Source organism: Pseudomonas sp. AFG_SD02_1510_Pfu_092 (assembly GCF_003331055.1).
Taxonomy (GTDB): Bacteria; Pseudomonadota; Gammaproteobacteria; order Pseudomonadales; family Pseudomonadaceae; genus Aquipseudomonas.
This window is the reverse complement of record NZ_PUQD01000012.1, coordinates 1-17,734: the sequence shown is the minus strand read 5'-3', so window position 1 is coordinate 17,734 and position 17,734 is coordinate 1. Positions and strand designations below refer to the sequence as shown.

The following is a 17,734-nucleotide window of genomic DNA, read 5'->3' as shown; positions in this document are numbered from 1 at the left end:
AGGCCAAAGGCCTTGACACAAGTGACTGACCAGTCTTGTGGCTCCCCGGCTCTTTGCGTATCCTCGGCGGTCCGTCAGAACAGTAAATAGCGGAATGCCCACCATGTCAGACCTGAAAACCGCCGCTCTCGAATATCACGCTCAACCTCGTCCGGGGAAACTGAGCGTCGAACTTTCCAAGCCCACTGCCACCGCCCGTGACCTCGCCCTGGCCTACAGCCCAGGTGTTGCTGAGCCCGTGCGTGAAATCGGCCGTGACCCAGAGCTGGCTTACAAATACACCGGCAAAGGCAACCTGGTTGCGGTGATTTCCGATGGCACCGCCATCCTCGGTCTGGGCGACCTCGGCCCACTGGCTTCCAAGCCGGTCATGGAAGGCAAGGGTGTTCTGTTCAAGCGTTTCGCTGGCATCGACGTGTTCGACATCGAAGTCGAATCGGAAAGCCCGCAAGCATTCATCGACACCGTTCGCCGCATCTCGATCACCTTCGGTGGCATCAACCTCGAAGACATCAAGGCGCCTGAGTGCTTCGAAATCGAGCGCACCCTGATCGAACAGTGCGACATCCCGGTATTCCACGATGACCAGCACGGTACCGCCATCGTGACCGCCGCCGGCATGATCAACGCCCTGGAAATCGCCGGCAAGAAGCTGGAAGACGCCAAGATCGTCTGCCTGGGTGCCGGCGCTGCCGCCATCTCCTGTATGAAGTTGCTGGTGAGCATGGGTGCCAAGGTCGAGAACATCTACATGATCGACCGCAGCGGCGTGATCCACGCTGGCCGTGACGACCTGAACCAGTACAAGGCGCAGTTCGCCCACGCTACCGACAAGCGCACCCTGGCTGACGCCCTCGACGGTGCCGATGTGTTCGTCGGCCTGTCCGGCCCGAACCTGCTGAGCGCCGAAGGCCTGAAGTCGATGGCTGCCAACCCGATCGTGTTCGCCTGCTCGAACCCGGACCCGGAAATCTCGCCAGAGCTGGCGCACGCCACCCGCAACGATGTGATCATGGCAACCGGTCGTTCCGACTACCCGAACCAGGTCAACAACGTGCTGGGCTTCCCGTTCATCTTCCGTGGTGCCCTGGACGTTCGCGCCAAGCGCATCAACGAAGAAATGAAGATCGCTGCCGCCATCGCCCTGAAAGACCTGGCCAAGCTGCCAGTGCCGAAGGAAGTTTGCGAAGCCTACGGCGTTCAGGGCCTCGAGTTCGGCCGTGAGTACATCATTCCGAAGCCGCTGGACGCCCGCCTGATCACCGTCGTTTCCGACGCTGTGGCCAAGGCTGCCATCGAATCCGGCGTGGCTACCCTGCCGTATCCGAAGCACTACCCGCTGACCAGCGTGGATGACGTGTTCAACGGCTGATTGCTGCCGAGCGACACAAAAAAGCCCCGGCTCGCATGAGCTGGGGCTTTTTGTTTTTGCCGGTGTTCCATGCTGCCTTTTTTTGCCTGCCGGATTCTGGGCTGCTTTGCAGCCCGTCGCGACACAAGGCCGCTCCCACAAGGATTACGCGTTTCCTGTGGGAGCGGCCTTGTGTCGCGATAGGGGCGCAAAGCGCCCCCGGCTTTTCATCAGGTCAGAACAGGTCCATCGGCGCCGCTTCATCGGCCGGCAGCGGGCTACCCGGTGCCGCGCCGTTGCCCAGCTCATCCACCGACGGCGGAGAGTCTTCGGCCTTGAACAGCTCGAAGTAGGCATTCGGCGTGCTTGGCGAAGCAGCGCGGCCGCTGACCGGGTCCACGCGCAGGCTGAGAATGCCTTCCGGTTCTGCCGGTGCGTGGTTGGGCTTGTCCTTGAGCGCCGCGCCCATGAAGCTCATCCAGATCGGCAATGCCACGGTTCCGCCGTATTCGCGACGGCCCAGGGTTTCGGGCTGGTCGAAACCGACCCACACGGTGGTCACATAGTCAGCGTTGTAGCCGGAGAACCAGGCGTCCTTGGACTCGTTGGTGGTGCCGGTCTTGCCGGCCAGGTCAGTGCGGCCCAGCGCCAGTGCCCGGCGGCCAGTGCCGCGCTTGATCACATCCTGCAACATGCTGGTGAGGATGTAGGTGGTGCGCCCATCGATGATCTGCTCGGCCACCGCCGGCGCTTGCGCTACAGGGGTAGCCTGGTTGACGGCAACGGGTGCCTCGCCCGGCATGGCTGCGGTGCTGATCGGCTGTTCGGGTGCGGCCAGGCCAGCCTGGTCCTCGGCACCTTGCGGTACCCGTGCCGGGTTGGCGGTGAACAGGGTCTCGCCGCTGCGGCTTTCGATACGCTCGATCAGGTATGGGGTGATCTTGTAACCGCCATTGGCAAAGGTGCTCCAGCCGGTGGCGATCTCCATCGGAGTCAGGGTGGCGGTACCCAGTGCCAGCGACAGGTTGCGTGGCAGGTCCTGCTTGTTGAAGCCGAACTTGGCGATGTAGTCGATGGTGCGGTCCACGCCCATGGCCTGCAGCAGGCGGATCGACACCAGGTTGCGCGACTTGTACAGCGCTTCGCGCATACGGATCGGGCCAAGGAAGGTGTTGGTGTCGTTCTTCGGTCGCCAGACCTTGTCCAGGTATTCGTCGACGAACACGATCGGTGCATCGTTGACCAGGCTGGACGCGGTGTAGCCGCTGTCCAGGGCGGCGCTGTAGACGAACGGCTTGAAGCTGGAACCCGGCTGACGCTTGGCCTGCATGGCGCGGTTGTAGTTGCTCTGCTCGAACGAGAAGCCGCCGACCAGCGCGCGAATGGCGCCGTTGTAAGGGTCGAGGGTGACCAGCGCACTCTGCGCGCCAGGTACCTGGCTGAACTTGAGCGTGCCATCCTCCAGGCGCTGCAGGCGTACCAGGTCGCCAACCTGGGCCACGTCCGCCGGCGATTGCGGCGCCCGGCCCTGTGCATTGCTGTTGATGAACGGGCGCGCCCATTTCATGGTGTCCCAGGCCACCAGCTCTTCCTGGCCGCTGCGGGTCAGCACCTTGAGGCCGGTTTTTTCCACTTGGGTGACGATGGCAGGCTCCAGGCCGCCAAGGGCGCGTTGCTTGCCCAGTTCCTGCAGCCAGGCGGCCTGGGTGCGGCCCGGGAAGCGAGCTTCAGGGCCGCGGTAGCCGTGGCGTTCGTCGTATTCGGAAAGGCCGTTGAGGATGGCCTTGTTGGCCATTTCCTGCATGTCGCTGGGCACCGTGGTGGTGACGCGGAAGCCTTCGGTGTAGGCGTCGCTGCCGTAACGGCCGACCATTTCGGCGCGGGCCATTTCGGCGATGTAAGGTGCGTTAACTTCCGGTGTGGGCACGTGGTAGCTGGCGTTGAGCGGCTCGGCCAGGGCTGCCTGATAGCTGGCTTCGTCGATCTTGCCCAGCTTGTACATGCGGCCGAGGATCCAGTCGCGGCGCTCTTTGGCGCGTACCGGGTTGGCCAGCGGGTTGAAGCGCGACGGTGCCTTGGGCAGGCCGGCGATCATCGCCATCTGCGCCAGGCTCACATCGCGGATCGACTTGCCGTAATACACCTGCGCGGCGGCGTCGATACCGTAGGCACGGTTGCCCAGGTAGATCTTGTTCACGTACAGCTCGAGGATCTCGTCCTTGGTCAGCTCACGCTCGATCTGCAGGGCCAGCAAGATCTCGTTGGTCTTGCGCGAGAAGCTGCGCTCGCTGGTAAGGAAGAAGTTCTTCGCCACCTGCATGGTGATGGTGCTGCCGCCGGTCTGGATATGCCCGGTTTTCACCAGCTGGGTCGCCGCGCGCATCAGGCTGCTGGGGTCGACACCGTAGTGGTTGAGGAAGTTGTCGTCCTCGGCTGACAGAAGCGCCTGGATGAACTGTGGGGGAATTTCCGCGAAGCGAATCGGCGAGCGGCGCATTTCGCCAAACTCGGCGATCAGCTTGCCATCGCTGCTGTACACCCTCAGGGGGATCTGCAACTGGATGCTTCGCAGCGACTCGACCGAGGGCAGGCTGGGGCTAAGATACAGAAACGCACCGCTCACACCGAGTACGAGCGCGCAGATGACTGCGACGGAAGACCACCAGAAGAACTTCAGCAGACGTATCAAGGCTTTTTGGTGTCCAGGTTGGGAATGGATTGCACGCAGGTCCGGCGGACCCAAAAACGCAGGGCATTATAAGCATTTTTTCGCCTCTCCGGGTTACCGGCCAGGCGGTCCGTCGCCTCGATGGGCCGGCCCGGCCCAGTGTTGGCGCGGGCTTGAGGCTGGCGGCCGGGAACCATGGCGGCGGCACACAACAGGGAGGTCACGATGCTGGGACGCTTCGGCAAGGATGCCGGTTCACTCGTGGGGGTGGAAATTGCCCCTGACACCGTTCGGCTTGTGCAACTGCAGCGCCGGGGCCGGCGCTGGCGGCTGCTTGCCTCGGTACAAGAGCCGTTCGAAGCACCGGCCGGCAGTGACTGGGCGGCCGAACCCGCCGCCGTGGCGGCTGCCTTGAGGTGTGCCTACCGCCGTAGTGGCCTGCGCCAGCGCCGGGTCGCGCTGGCGCTGCCGGCCAACCAAGTGATCTGCAAATTGTGCCATTTACCCATGGAGCAGGGCGGGGCGGAAATGGAAGCGCAGTTGCTGGCTGACGCCGAACGGCTGTTTCCGTTTCCGTTGGAAGACCTGGCCCTGGACTTTCAGGTACTGGAGCCATCACGTGTCCAGCCAGGCTGCGCCGAGGTGATGGTGGCCGCGTGTCGGCAGAGTGTGCTGGCGCCGCTCGAGGTGCTCATCGAGGAGGCCGGTTTGCAGCTGGAAGCGGTGGAGGTCGACAGCATTGCCTTGGCTCGCATGCTGCCGCAGGGCGGTCAGCAGGGCATGGCGCTGCTGCGCATCGAGGCGCACAGCGCCACCCTTTATGGCTGGCAATCGGGGCGGCCGCAGCAACGCTGCGAGCTGGGCCTGGGCATGTCGACGATAACCGCTGCGCTGCCAGAGCGCCTGCAGGCGCTGCTGACCGAAGAGCCCTTGCCCGATGGCCTGTTGATCGCCGGTTGTGCGCCTCTCGAGGCGGCTCAGTTGGGTGAGCTTGCCGCCCGCGTGAACCTGCCGTGTCGGCTGCTGCCGGGTCTGCTGGGTCTGGAGCAGATCGACGGTGCCATGCTTCTGGCGTGCGCCCTGGCACGCGGAGGGATGCGCTGATGATGCGGCTGAACCTTCTGCCTTGGCGCGAACTACAGCGTCAGGCGGCGTTACGGCGGTTTCGCAGGCAACTGGTCGGCGGTGCTCTGCTGGCCTTGTGCGCCGTGATGCTGGTCGATCAGTTCGCCCGCCAGCGCAGTCAGCAGCAGACATTGGCCAACACTCAGCGCCAGGCGGCTCTTGAAGTGTCGGGCGAGCAGGTGTCGTCGTTGGCCGAACTGCGTGCGCAGCATGAGGCGCTACTGGAGCGCACGGCAGCACTGGAAGGCCTGCGTGCCCATCAGGATGTGCTGAACGGCTTGTTCACCGACCTCGAAAACGCCTTGCCGGTGGGTGTGCAACTGCTCGACCTCAGCCTCGAAGATGGCCGTCTGCAAATGACCGGGCAGGCCACGTCCGGTGCGGCGATCGCGCAGTTCATGCGCGACCTGGGCCGCTCGAGCGCGCTGCTCGATTTACAACTCAGGCACATCAGCAGCCAGGCAGGCGCTGATGAATTCCTGCTCAGTGCGCGTGTTTCGGCGTTCTGGTCATGAATGCTGCGCAGGTGCTTGGCTGGTTGGCCATGGCCGAGCGCTCCAGCCGCTTCAGGCAGCTGGCGCCAGTGCTGGTGACGGTGGCGGTGTTCGGCATGGGCTGTGCCCTTCGCCTGCCGGCGGTATGGCAGCAGCAGGCGCTGGAGCAGGCCCGGCACACCGAACTGAACGCACAGCAGGCAGCCCGCGCGGCGCAACAGGTCGAACTGGAACAGCTGCGGGCGTCCGTCGCCGTCGCCGGGCAACGTCTGCAGGAGGCGTACTGGCACCTGGCGGCTGGGGAGAGCATGAGCGACCTGGTCGATCGCCTGGCGGTGTCAGGGCACGCGCATGGTCTGCTCATCGAGCGCTTCGATGTACTCGAAGAGGAACAACAGACCGGTTTTCGCAAGGTACCGCTGGCGTTGCAGGTGGTCGGGCGTTACGCGGCCTTGCGGCAGTGGTTGGGCGACTGGTTGGGCCAGGCGCGTGTGCTGCGCAGCGGTGACTTGCAGCTGGCTGCAAGCGATGCCCAGCCTGGCCTGTTGCGCCTGCGCTTGCGGGTGGATGCCTACCAGGCGCTGGCGCCCACGCCGGCCGCTGCCGTGCTTGCGCACATGCCGGCCAGGGCCGTGACGGCAGCGCCGACAACCGACCCGTTTGCCCCTGGGACGGCGCGAATGACGGGCAACGGCTTGGTCAGCGTGCCGCTGGCGCAACTGGAAATGGTTGGCAGCCTGTCGCGCGGGGTAACCCACGAAGCACTGCTGATGGCCGCCGGCAGGCTCTATCGCGTGCGCGCGGGCGACCGGGTCGGGCGTGATCAGGGGGTGGTGGCACGGGTCGATCACGGCCAGGTGGAAGTACGCGAACGGCTGTTCATGGCAGGGGCGTGGCATGACCGCACAGCGTTCATCACCCTTGCAAAACCCCTGGGCAAGGAGGCCCCGGACCAAGATGAAACGAATGAAGAAATGGGCGCTGGCAGCCCTGTTGCCGATCCCGCTGGCCTCAGCGACGCCTTATCAGGGTGAACCGCTGTCGCTGAACTTCCAGGAGGTGGAGGTGCGTGCGGTGCTACAGGTACTGGCGGACTATGCCGGTGTCAACCTGGTCGCCAGTGATACCGTGCAGGGCAGTGTCACTTTGCGCTTGCAGGATGTCCCGTGGGACCAGGCCCTGGACCTGGTGCTGCGCAGCAAGGGCCTGGCCCGGCGCCAGGAGGGCAATGTACTGCTGGTGGCGCCTGCGGCCGAGTTTGCCGCGCAGTCGGTCGACGCCCGCGTGGGCCAGGCGCTGGATGCGCAGTTGCAGCCGCTGCGCCGCGAACTGCTGCCCATCCATCACGCCCAGGCCGCCGAACTGGCCGAGTTGCTGCTGGCAAGCCTGGCGGATGACGGCATCCCGGCCGGTCGGGGAAGCGTGAGTGTCGATGCGCGCACCAATACCCTGGTGGTACACCAGCCTGCCGACCGGCTTGCCGAGTTGCGGCAACTGGTGGCGCAGCTGGATGTGCCGGTGCGCCAGGTGGCGATAGAGGCGCGTATCGTCGAAGCCAATGTCGATTACGAGAAAAGCCTGGGGGTACGCTGGGGTGGGCCGCTGTACGTCGAGACTCCGCGACTGGGCAAGGATCTGTTCGTCGACCTGGGCGTAGAGCGCGTGGGTGGCAGCATCGGCCTGGGCTTGCTGCGCGGTGATGTGCTGCTTGATCTGGAGCTCAGTGCCATGGAAAAGAGCGGCAACGGCGAGATCATCTCGCAGCCCAAGGTGGTCACCGCTGACAAGGAAACCGCCAGGATCCTCAAGGGCACCGAGGTGCCGTACCAGGAAACCAGCCAGAGCGGCGCCACCTCGGTCGCCTTTCGCGAAGCCTCGCTGTCGCTCGAGGTGACCCCGCAGATTACCCCGGACAACAAGGTGATCATGACCGTCAGGGTGACCAAGGACGAGCCGGATTACGTCAATGCCTTGAACAACGTACCGCCAATCCGCAAGAACGAGGTCAATGCCAAGGTTCGCGTGGCGGACGGCGAAACCATCGTGATCGGTGGCGTGTACTCGACTTCGCAAAACAATGTGGTCGACAAGGTGCCATTTTTCGGCGATCTGCCGTATGTTGGGCGGCTGTTTCGACGCGATGCATTACAAGAGAAAAAATCCGAGCTGCTGGTCTTCCTGACTCCGCGTATCATGAGTGACCAGGCGATTGCTGTGAGTCGTTGATTCTGTGCGAAATTTGATACTTGTTGGGCCCATGGGTGCTGGTAAAAGCACCATCGGTCGCCTATTGGCCAAAGAGCTGCGCCTGCTGTTCAAGGATTCCGACAAGGAAATCGAACTGCGATGCGGCGCCAACATCCCGTGGATTTTCGACAAGGAAGGCGAGCCGGGTTTCCGTGACCGCGAACAGGCGATGATCGCCGAACTGTGCGCACTCGACGGGGTGGTCCTGGCGACCGGTGGGGGCGCGGTGATGCGCGAAGCCAACCGCCAGGCACTGCACCAGGGTGGCCGGGTGATCTACCTGCATGCATCGGTGGAACAGCAGGTCGGCCGCACCGCGCGTGACCGCAATCGCCCGCTGCTGCGCACTGCCAATCCCGAGGCGACCTTGCGCGCCCTGCTGGAAACCCGCGACCCGCTCTACCGCGAGATCGCCGACCTGGTGGTGGAAACCGACGAGCGGCCGCCACGCATGGTGGTGATCGATATTCTCGAGCGCTTGCAGCAGTTGCCGCCCCGTTAGCCCGGGACTATTCTCGGCCACCTGCGCCGAGGCGAGGTTCAACGTTAGCGCGTGGGCGCCCGAGCGGCGCCGCGCTCAAGTACATTGTGGGGATACATGCAGACACTAAAGGTCGACCTGGGCGAGCGTAGCTACCCGATCTACATTGGCGAAGGCCTGCTGGGCCAGCCCGAGCTGCTGGCGCCGCACATCGCCGGGCGGCAGGTTGCCATCGTTTCCAACGAGACCGTCGCGCCCCTGTATCTGGAACGCCTGAGCAAGACCCTGGGCGCCTATTCGGTGCTGCCGGTGGTGCTGCCCGATGGCGAGGCCCACAAGAACTGGGAAACCCTGCAGCTGATCTTCGACGGCCTGCTCAGCGCCCGGCACGACCGCCGCACCACCGTGGTCGCCTTGGGCGGCGGCGTGATCGGTGACATGGCCGGCTTCGCCGCCGCCTGCTACCAGCGCGGCGTCGACTTCATCCAGGTACCGACCACGCTGTTGTCCCAGGTCGATTCCTCGGTAGGCGGCAAGACCGGCATCAACCACCCGCTGGGCAAGAACATGGTCGGTGCCTTCTACCAGCCGAACGCGGTGCTGATCGACACCACCACGCTGCAGACCCTGCCGGCGCGCGAGCTGTCTGCCGGGCTGGCGGAAGTGATCAAGTACGGCCTGATCTGCGACAAGCCGTTCCTCGCCTGGCTCGAAGATAATATGCAGGCCCTGCGCGCCCTCGACCCGGTAGCGCTGACCGAAGCCATTCGCCGTTCCTGCGCGGCCAAGGCTGCCGTGGTCGGGGCTGACGAGCGCGAATCCGGCGTGCGCGCCACGTTGAACCTGGGGCATACCTTCGGCCATGCCATCGAGACCCACATGGGCTATGGCGTGTGGCTGCACGGCGAAGCCGTGGCGGCGGGCACGGTGATGGCCCTGGAGATGTCCATGCGCCTTGGCTGGATCGACCAGGCCGAGCGCGATCGCGGTATCCGCCTGTTGCAGGACGCAGGTTTGCCGGTGGTGCCACCACAGGAAATGACCCCGGCGCATTTCATGGAGCACATGGCGGTCGACAAGAAGGTGCTCGATGGCCGCCTGCGTCTGGTGCTGCTGCGCCAGATGGGCGAGGCCGTGGTGACCGACGACTATCCGAAAGAGATTCTACAGGCCACGCTGTCGGCGGATTACCGCGCGATCGTGGCCCAGCTTTGAGGTTGTGACAGCGCAATGACCAGTTTGCATGCCGATGAGGCCTTTCTCGACCATTACCAGTTGAGCCACGATCCGTTCGCGCCCCGCGTGCCCGGCTTCAAGTTCTTCCCGGCCCAGCGCAAGCCGGTGCTCGGCCAGTTGCACCACCTGGCGCGCTACAGCCAGTTGATGCTGGTTGTCAGCGGCCCGTTGGGCAGCGGCAAGACCCTGCTGCGCCAGGCCCTGGTGGCCAGCACCAACAAGCAGGCGGTGCAGAGCGTGGTGGTATCCGCCCGTGGTGCCAGCGATGCCGCCAGCGTGCTCGGCCAGGTCGCGCAGAGCCTGGATGTAGCGCAGGCCGAAGTGCAGGCGATCCTGGCCAAGGTGGTGCAGTTGGCCCTGACCGGCCAGGAAGTGTATCTGCTGGTGGACGATGCGGAACAACTCGACGAGTCGGCACTCCAAGCGTTGCTGGAACTGGCCGCTGGCGTACCGGAAGGGCGCCCGCATGTGTTCCTGTTCGGTGAGCCTTCGCTGATTGCCGGGCTGGATGAGCTGAATATCGAGGAAGAGCGCTTCCACATCATCGAGCTCGCCCCCTACAGTGAAGAAGAAACCCGCGAGTACCTGGAACAGCGCCTGGAAGGGGCTGGCCGGGGCATCGAGGTGTTCACCCGCGAACAGATCGTCGATATCCATGAAAACTCTGACGGTTGGCCTGGCAACATCAACCAGGTCGCCCGTGACACTTTGATCGAAGCCATGATCGCCAGCCGTTCGACGGCCAAGCGACCATCCATGGGGTTCAAGATGCCTAAAAAACATGTGCTCGCGCTCTCCGCTGTGGTTGTGGTCGCCGTTGCGGCCGCGGTGTTGATGCCGAAGAAAGGTGACAAGGCGCCCGCCGAAGCGCCGGCAGCCCAGGCCCAGTTGCCGCTTGGTGAAGGCCAGGGCAACGGTGGCAACCCGGCCATCGAGTTCTCGGGGTCGTCGCAGCCGATGCCGCTGCCGCTGGTTGGCCAGTCGCAGCCAGTAATGCGCGAGCCGCTGGCCCAGGCTGCCGGCATGGGCGAAGGTGAAGAAGGCAGCCCGGCGGGTGATACCGCCCTGCAGCCTGGCAACCCGCCGCCAACCGTGACCACCATCGCACCACCACAAGGCGTGCCGGCAGGCCCGGCGGCGGTACCTGCGCAGCCGGTAGCCACGGCGCCAGCCCAGCCGGCCCCGGCGGTGCAGCCACAACCACAGCCGGTTGCGCCTGCGCAAAAATCTGTCGCAACCCAGCCCGCCAAACCGGTTGCGCCTGCCAAGCCTGCCCCAGCCCCGACCCAGGTCGCCATGGCCAAGCCAGCCGCCAAGCCAGCAGCGGGTGGCAGCGGCAATAGCGGCTGGTACGCCGGGCAGAAACCGGGCAATTACGTGGTGCAGATCCTCGGTACCAGCTCCGAGGCGTCGGCCCAGGCGTTCGTCAAGGCGCAGGGTGGCGACTATCGCTACTTCAAGAAAAACCTGCAGGGCAAGCCGCTGTACGTCGTGACTTACGGCAGTTTCGCCAACCGCGACGCTGCGGTTGCGGCAATCAAGAACTTGCCAGCCAAGGTCCAGGCTGGTAAACCTTGGCCACGTACCGTCGGCAGCGTCCAACAAGAGCTCGCCACGGCTCGCTGAATACCTTCCGGGCGGCATCACCCCGCTGCCCAGTTGCTGAGCGATTACTGAACTTCGACTAGCCTGCTGCGCTCGAGCGCGGCAGGCTTTTCTGTCCCAGACTGCCGGCCACAAGCCTACCTTGCAGTCATGGCTGAAACGCTTCAGACTCAAGCCAAGCCGCTATCACGGCGCGCGGCGTAAAAACATTCAAAATTGCGACATAAATTTTCAATGGTGAGACATGAAAATTTGTGGGCGTCGCTGTCGCTGTGCAACAATGGTTTTCCATGGCCACCGCAAAAAGCTGGCGTTTGATCGGCGTGGATGGTAAGTGGTTGTTAAAAAAGAGATTTGCCTCCGTTGAGAGGTGAACCTGGTGAGAATGTGTCTATGAAAACAGGTCTGTACCATCCCGAAGAATTCAAGGACAACTGTGGTTTTGGCCTGATCGCCCATATGACGGGCGAACCCAGCCACCACCTTCTGCAAACCGCCATGCAGGCATTGACCTGCATGACCCACCGCGGCGGCATCAACGCCGACGGCAAGACCGGTGACGGTTGCGGTCTGCTCATGCAGAAGCCCGATCAGTTCCTGCGTGCCGTGGCCCACGAGCACTTCGCTGCCGAGTTGCCCCGGCAATACGCTGTCGGCATGGTGTTCTTCAACCAGGACCCGGTCAAAGCCGAAGCCGCCCGCGCCAACATGGACCGCGAAATCCTCGCTGCCGGCCTGAAGCTGGTGGGCTGGCGCAAGGTGCCGATCGATACCAGCGTGCTTGGCCGCCTGGCCCTGGAGCGCCTGCCGCAGATCGAGCAGGTGTTCATCGGCGGTGAAGGCCTGAGCGATCAGGAATTCGCCATCAAGCTGTTCAGTGCCCGTCGCCGTTCGTCCGTGGCCAACGCCCACGACGCCGACCACTACATCTGCAGCTTCTCGCACAAGACCATCATCTACAAAGGCCTGATGATGCCGCGCGATCTGGCGGCGTTCTACCCGGACCTGGGCGACGAGCGCCTGCAAACCGCGATCTGCGTGTTCCACCAGCGCTTCTCCACCAATACCCTGCCGAAATGGCCGCTGGCGCAGCCGTTCCGCTTTCTTGCCCACAACGGCGAGATCAACACCATCACCGGCAACCGCAACTGGGCCATGGCCCGGCGCACCAAGTTCGCCAACGACCTGATCCCCGACCTCGAAGAGCTCGGCCCGCTGGTCAACCGCGTCGGTTCCGACTCGTCGAGCATGGACAACATGCTGGAGCTGATGGTCACCGGCGGTATCGACCTGTTCCGCGGCGTGCGCATGCTGGTACCGCCAGCCTGGCAGAACGTCGAGACCATGGACGCCGACCTGCGCGCCTTCTACGAATACAACTCCATGCACATGGAACCGTGGGATGGCCCGGCCGGTATCGTCATGACCGAAGGCCGCCATGCGGTGTGCCTGCTCGACCGTAACGGCCTGCGCCCGGCGCGCTGGGTGACCACCACCAATGGCTACATCACCATCGCTTCGGAAATCGGCGTATGGGGTTACCAGCCTGAGGAAGTGCTGGCCAAGGGCCGTGTCGGGCCGGGCCAGATCCTGGCTGTGGACACCGAGACCGGCCAGATCCTCGACACCGATGCCATCGACAACCGCCTGAAGTCGCGCCACCCGTACAAGCGCTGGCTGCGTCAGCACGCCACGCGCATCCAGGCGACGCTGACTGACGACCAGGGTGTGGCCAGCTACGACGCTGACCAGCTCAAGCAATACATGAAGATGTTCCAGGTCACCTTCGAAGAGCGTGACCAGGTGCTGCGCCCGCTCGGTGAGCAGGGCCAGGAAGCGGTCGGTTCGATGGGTGACGACACGCCGATGGCGGTGCTGTCGCAGCGCGTGCGTTCGCCATACGACTTCTTCCGCCAGCAGTTCGCCCAGGTGACCAACCCGCCGATCGACCCGCTGCGCGAAGCGATCGTCATGTCACTGGAAATCTGCCTGGGCGCCGAGCGCAACATCTTCCAGGAATCCCCGGAGCATGCTTCGCGGGTCATCCTCAGCTCGCCGGTCATCTCGCCCGCCAAGTGGCGCTCGCTGATGAACCTGGAGCGCGAAGGCTTCGAGCGTCAGCTGATCGACCTCAACTATGAAGAGAGCGTCGGCCTGGAAGCGGCGATCCGCAACATTGCCGACCAGGCTGAAGAAGCGGTGCGCGCAGGCAAGACCCAGCTGGTGCTGAGCGACCGCTACATCGCCCCGGGCAAGCTGCCGGTGCACGCCTCGCTGGCCGTTGGTGCGGTGCACCACCGCCTGACCGAGCAGGGCCTGCGTTGCGATAGCAACATCCTGGTGGAAACCGCCACCGCCCGCGACCCGCACCACTTCGCCGTGCTGCTGGGCTTCGGTGCTTCGGCCGTGTACCCGTACCTGGCCTATGAAGTGCTGGCCGACCTGATCCGCACCGGCGAAGTGCTGGGCGACCTGGATGAAGTGTTCAAGTATTACCGCAAAGGCATCTCCAAGGGCCTGCTGAAGATCCTGTCGAAGATGGGCATCTCCACCATCGCCTCGTACCGTGGCGCACAGCTGTTCGAAACCATCGGCCTTGCCGAGGAAGTGGTCGGCCTGAGCTTCAAGGGCGTGTCCAGCCGCATCAAGGGTGCGCGCTTCGCCGACCTGGAAAGCGACCAGAAGCTGTTGGCGGCCGAAGCCTGGAGCGCGCGCAAGCCGATCCAGCAAGGTGGCCTGTTGAAGTTCGTCCACGGTGGCGAATATCACGCCTACAACCCGGATGTGGTCAATACCCTGCAGGCCGCCGTGCAGCAGGGCGACTACGCCAAGTTCAAGGAATACACCACGCTGGTCGACCAGCGCCCGGTATCGATGATTCGCGACCTGCTGAAGGTGAAAGTGGCCGAGCAGCCGCTGGCGCTGGAGCAGATCGAGCCGCTGGAGGCCATCCTCAAGCGCTTCGACTCTGCCGGCATCTCGCTGGGTGCACTGTCGCCGGAGGCCCATGAAGCGCTGGCCGAAGCGATGAACCGCCTGGGTGCGCGTTCCAACTCGGGCGAGGGCGGTGAAGACCCGTCGCGTTACGGCACCATCAAGAGCTCGAAGATCAAGCAGGTGGCCACCGGCCGCTTTGGCGTGACCCCGGAATACCTGGTCAACGCCGAAGTGCTGCAGATCAAGGTTGCCCAGGGCGCCAAGCCCGGCGAGGGCGGCCAGCTGCCGGGCGGCAAGGTCAACGGCCTGATCGCCAAGCTGCGTTACGCGGTGCCCGGCGTGACCCTGATCTCGCCACCGCCACACCACGACATCTATTCGATCGAAGACCTGGCCCAGCTGATCTACGACCTCAAGCAGGTCAACCCGCAGGCCCTGGTTTCGGTCAAGCTGGTGGCAGAAGCGGGCGTCGGCACCATCGCCGCTGGCGTGGCCAAGGCCTATGCCGACCTGATCACCATCTCGGGCTACGACGGTGGTACCGGCGCCTCGCCGCTGACCTCGATCAAGTACGCCGGCGCCCCATGGGAACTGGGCCTGGCCGAAACCCACCAGACCCTGCGCGGCAACGACCTGCGCGGCAAGGTCCGGGTACAGACCGACGGCGGCCTGAAAACCGGCCTCGACGTGATCAAGGCGGCCATCCTCGGCGCCGAAAGCTTCGGCTTCGGCACCGCGCCCATGATCGCCCTGGGCTGCAAGTACCTGCGCATCTGCCACCTGAACAACTGCGCCACCGGCGTGGCCACCCAGAATGACAAGCTGCGCAAGGACCACTACATCGGCACCGTCGACATGGTGATCAACTTCTTCACCTTCGTCGCCGAAGAGACCCGTGAGTGGCTGGCCAAGCTGGGCGTGCGCAGCCTCGGCGAGCTGATCGGCCGCACCGACCTGCTCGAGGTATTGCCAGGCGACACCGAGCGCCAGCACTACCTGGACCTGACCCCGCTGCTGGGCAGCTCGCATATCCCGGCAGACAAGCCGCAGTTCTGTGAAGTCGACAAGAACCCGCCGTTCGACCAGGGCGAATTGGCCGAGAAAATGGTGGAGATGGCCATGCCGGCCATCCGCGACCAGGCCGGTGGCGCGTTCAGCCTCGACATCTGCAACTGCGACCGCTCCATCGGTGCACGCGTGTCGGGCGAGATCGCCCGCCTGCACGGCAACCAGGGCATGGCTGCGGCGCCGATCACCTTCCGCTTCAAGGGCACTGCCGGTCAGAGCTTTGGCGTGTGGAACGCCGGTGGCCTGAACCTGCACCTGGAAGGCGATGCCAACGACTACGTCGGCAAGGGCATGACCGGTGGCAAGCTGACCATCGTGCCGCCTGCCGGCAGCCCGTTCGAAACCCAGCACAGCGCCATCGTCGGCAACACCTGCCTGTACGGCGCCACCGGCGGCAAGCTGTTCGCCGCCGGTACAGCGGGCGAGCGCTTCGCTGTGCGTAACTCCGGCGCCCACGCTGTTGTCGAGGGCACTGGCGATCACTGCTGTGAATACATGACCGGCGGCTTTGTCTGCGTGCTGGGCAAGACCGGTTACAACTTCGGTTCTGGCATGACTGGCGGCTTCGCCTACGTGCTCGACATGGACAATACCTTCGTCGACAAGCTCAACCACGAACTGGTGGAAATCCAGCGTATCAGTGGTGAAGCGATGGAGGCCTACCGCAGCCACCTGGCGCGGGTCCTTGCCGAGTACGTGGAAGAGACCGGCAGCGAGTGGGGGCGTGAGCTCTCGGAGAACCTGGACGACTACGTGCGGCGCTTCTGGCTGGTCAAGCCGAAGGCAGCCAACCTGAAGCAATTGCTGTCCAGCACCCGTGCCAACCCGCAGTAAAAACAGCTGCAAGTGGCAAGCCTCAAGCTGCAAGTGAAAGCAGTACGAGGTTTGCCCGGCTTAAGTGATCGTCTTGCGGCTTGCAGCTTGTAGCTTGCAGCTGCTGTAAAGAGGTTTTGAAAAATGGCTGAACGTCTGAACAACGACTTCCAGTTCATCGAAGTGGGCCGCAAGGACCCGAAGAAAAAGCTGCTGCGCCAGCGCAAGAAGGAGTTCGTGGAAATCTACGAGCCGTTCAAGCCGCAGCAGTCCGTGGAGCAGGCGCACCGCTGCCTGGGCTGCGGTAACCCGTATTGCGAATGGAAATGCCCGGTACACAACTTCATCCCCAACTGGCTGAAGCTGGTCTCCGAAGGCAACATCCTGGCGGCGGCGGAACTGTCGCACCAGACCAACACCTTGCCGGAAGTGTGTGGCCGGGTGTGCCCGCAGGACCGCCTGTGCGAGGGTGCCTGTACCCTCAACGACGGCTTTGGTGCGGTGACCATCGGTTCGGTGGAGAAGTACATCACCGACACCGCCTTCGCCATGGGCTGGCGCCCGGACATGTCCAAGGTCAAGCCGACCGGCAAGCGCGTCGCCATCATCGGTGCCGGCCCGGCCGGGCTGGGCTGCGCCGATGTGCTGGTGCGTGCCGGGGTGACCCCGGTGGTGTTCGACAAGAACCCTGAGATCGGCGGCCTGCTGACCTTCGGCATCCCCGAGTTCAAGCTGGAAAAGACCGTGCTCAGCAACCGCCGCGAAGTCTTCACCGGCATGGGTATCGAGTTCCGCCTGAACACCGAGGTGGGCAAGGACGTGACCATGGAGCAGCTGCTCGCCGAATACGACGCGGTGTTCATGGGCATGGGCACCTACACCTACATGAAGGGCGGCTTCCCGGGCGAGGACCTGCCGGGCGTGCATGACGCGCTGGACTTCCTGATCGCCAACGTCAACCGCAACCTGGGCTTCGAGAAGTCGCCGGAAGACTTCGTCGACATGCAGGGCAAGAAGGTGGTGGTGCTCGGCGGTGGTGACACCGCGATGGACTGCAACCGCACTTCGATCCGCCAGGGCGCCAAGTCGGTGACCTGCGCCTATCGCCGTGACGAAGCCAACATGCCGGGTTCGCGCAAAGAGGTGAAGAACGCCAAGGAAGAAGGCGTGAAGTTCCTCTACAACCGCCAGCCCATCGCCATTGTCGGCGAGGACAAGGTCGAAGGCGTGAAAGTGGTCGAGACCCGTCTGGGCGAGCCGGATGCCCGTGGCCGCCGCAGCCCCGAACCGATTCCGGGGTCTGAAGAGATTCTGCCGGCGGATGCCGTGGTGATCGCCTTCGGCTTCCGCCCTAGCCCGGCGCCGTGGTTCGAGCAGCATGGTATCCAGCTGGACAGCCAGGGCCGCGTGGTGGCTCCGGAGAAGGGCAAGTTCAAGCACCAGACCAGCAACCCGAAAGTGTTTGCCGGTGGCGACATGGTGCGCGGTTCGGACCTGGTGGTGACGGCGATCTTCGAGGGGCGTACTGCCGCTGAAGGTATCCTGGACTACCTCGAAGTCTGAATTTCGAACATTCGCGGGCACGCCCCCCCCCCCCCGGGGCCGCGCGGGGCCGGGGGGGGGGGGGGGGCCCCACGGGGGCGGGTGGGTAAAAAAGCCCCGCGTTGCCCCCGGTTTTTTTTTGGCCGGGGGGGGCCCGGGCCTGGAAA

Annotated in this window: 11 protein-coding genes; 10 read left to right on the top strand and 1 reads right to left on the bottom strand. The window is 64.2% G+C overall.

Going from position 1 to position 17,734, the window contains the following annotated elements; all coding sequences use genetic code 11:
• The first annotated feature begins 103 nt into the window (after positions 1-103).
• Positions 104-1,372 (top strand): malic enzyme-like NAD(P)-binding protein, encoded by a 1,269-nt coding sequence (locus C6A77_RS08020; RefSeq protein WP_114168968.1) that lies wholly within the window; start codon positions 104-106, stop codon positions 1,370-1,372.
• Between the two features lie 214 nt (positions 1,373-1,586).
• On the opposite strand, the gene C6A77_RS08015 is transcribed toward C6A77_RS08020, so the two are convergent.
• Positions 1,587-4,040 carry a penicillin-binding protein 1A gene (locus C6A77_RS08015; RefSeq protein WP_114168967.1) on the bottom strand — a complete coding sequence of 818 codons (2,454 nt, stop codon included), beginning with the start codon at positions 4,038-4,040 and terminating at the stop codon, positions 1,587-1,589.
• A 204-nt stretch (positions 4,041-4,244) separates the two neighbouring features.
• Here C6A77_RS08015 and pilM point away from each other — a divergent pair, with 204 nt between their 5' ends.
• The 9 genes from pilM (at position 4,245) to C6A77_RS07970 (ending at position 17,588) form a co-directional block, all read left to right on the top strand.
• Positions 4,245-5,123, top strand: a complete 879-nt coding sequence (pilM, locus tag C6A77_RS08010; protein WP_114168966.1) for a pilus assembly protein PilM — start codon at positions 4,245-4,247, stop codon at positions 5,121-5,123.
• Entirely contained in the window at positions 5,123-5,659 is a 537-nt protein-coding gene (locus C6A77_RS08005) for a PilN domain-containing protein (RefSeq protein WP_114168965.1), read from the top strand. The genes pilM and C6A77_RS08005 overlap by 1 nt, the downstream gene beginning before the upstream one ends.
• On the top strand, positions 5,656-6,672 hold the full coding sequence (locus C6A77_RS08000) for a pilus assembly protein PilP (RefSeq protein WP_114168964.1): 1,017 nt from the start codon (positions 5,656-5,658) through the stop codon (positions 6,670-6,672). The genes C6A77_RS08005 and C6A77_RS08000 overlap by 4 nt, the downstream gene beginning before the upstream one ends.
• A complete protein-coding gene (locus C6A77_RS07995; protein WP_114168963.1) occupies positions 6,596-7,864 on the top strand; it encodes a secretin N-terminal domain-containing protein in 1,269 nt (422 codons plus the stop codon). The genes C6A77_RS08000 and C6A77_RS07995 overlap by 77 nt, the downstream gene beginning before the upstream one ends.
• Before the next feature lie 4 nt (positions 7,865-7,868).
• On the top strand, positions 7,869-8,387 hold the full coding sequence (gene aroK, locus C6A77_RS07990; protein WP_025340956.1) for a shikimate kinase AroK: 519 nt from the start codon (positions 7,869-7,871) through the stop codon (positions 8,385-8,387).
• Between the two features lie 96 nt (positions 8,388-8,483).
• Complete coding sequence (gene aroB, locus C6A77_RS07985; protein ID WP_114168962.1) at positions 8,484-9,581, top strand: 3-dehydroquinate synthase; 1,098 nt, start codon at positions 8,484-8,486, stop codon at positions 9,579-9,581.
• Positions 9,582-9,596: 15 nt separating this feature from the next.
• Positions 9,597-11,228: an AAA family ATPase gene (locus tag C6A77_RS07980; RefSeq protein WP_114168961.1), complete on the top strand. Its 1,632-nt coding sequence runs from the start codon at positions 9,597-9,599 to the stop codon at positions 11,226-11,228.
• Positions 11,229-11,600: 372 nt separating this feature from the next.
• Positions 11,601-16,046 carry a glutamate synthase large subunit gene (gene gltB, locus C6A77_RS07975; protein ID WP_114168960.1) on the top strand — a complete coding sequence of 1,482 codons (4,446 nt, stop codon included), beginning with the start codon at positions 11,601-11,603 and terminating at the stop codon, positions 16,044-16,046.
• Between the two features lie 123 nt (positions 16,047-16,169).
• A complete protein-coding gene (locus tag C6A77_RS07970) occupies positions 16,170-17,588 on the top strand; it encodes an FAD-dependent oxidoreductase (protein WP_019098286.1) in 1,419 nt (472 codons plus the stop codon).
• The last annotated feature ends 146 nt before the right edge of the window (positions 17,589-17,734 follow it).

Coding starts and splice junctions, on each gene's coding strand:
- C6A77_RS08020 (WP_114168968.1), top strand. CDS start 104: ATGTCAGACCTGAAAACCGCCGCTCTCGAATATCACGCTCAACCTCGT.
- pilM (WP_114168966.1), top strand. CDS start 4,245: ATGCTGGGACGCTTCGGCAAGGATGCCGGTTCACTCGTGGGGGTGGAA.
- C6A77_RS08005 (WP_114168965.1), top strand. CDS start 5,123: ATGATGCGGCTGAACCTTCTGCCTTGGCGCGAACTACAGCGTCAGGCG.
- C6A77_RS08000 (WP_114168964.1), top strand. CDS start 5,656: ATGAATGCTGCGCAGGTGCTTGGCTGGTTGGCCATGGCCGAGCGCTCC.
- C6A77_RS07995 (WP_114168963.1), top strand. CDS start 6,596: ATGAAACGAATGAAGAAATGGGCGCTGGCAGCCCTGTTGCCGATCCCG.
- aroB (WP_114168962.1), top strand. CDS start 8,484: ATGCAGACACTAAAGGTCGACCTGGGCGAGCGTAGCTACCCGATCTAC.
- C6A77_RS07980 (WP_114168961.1), top strand. CDS start 9,597: ATGACCAGTTTGCATGCCGATGAGGCCTTTCTCGACCATTACCAGTTG.
- gltB (WP_114168960.1), top strand. CDS start 11,601: ATGAAAACAGGTCTGTACCATCCCGAAGAATTCAAGGACAACTGTGGT.
- C6A77_RS07970 (WP_019098286.1), top strand. CDS start 16,170: ATGGCTGAACGTCTGAACAACGACTTCCAGTTCATCGAAGTGGGCCGC.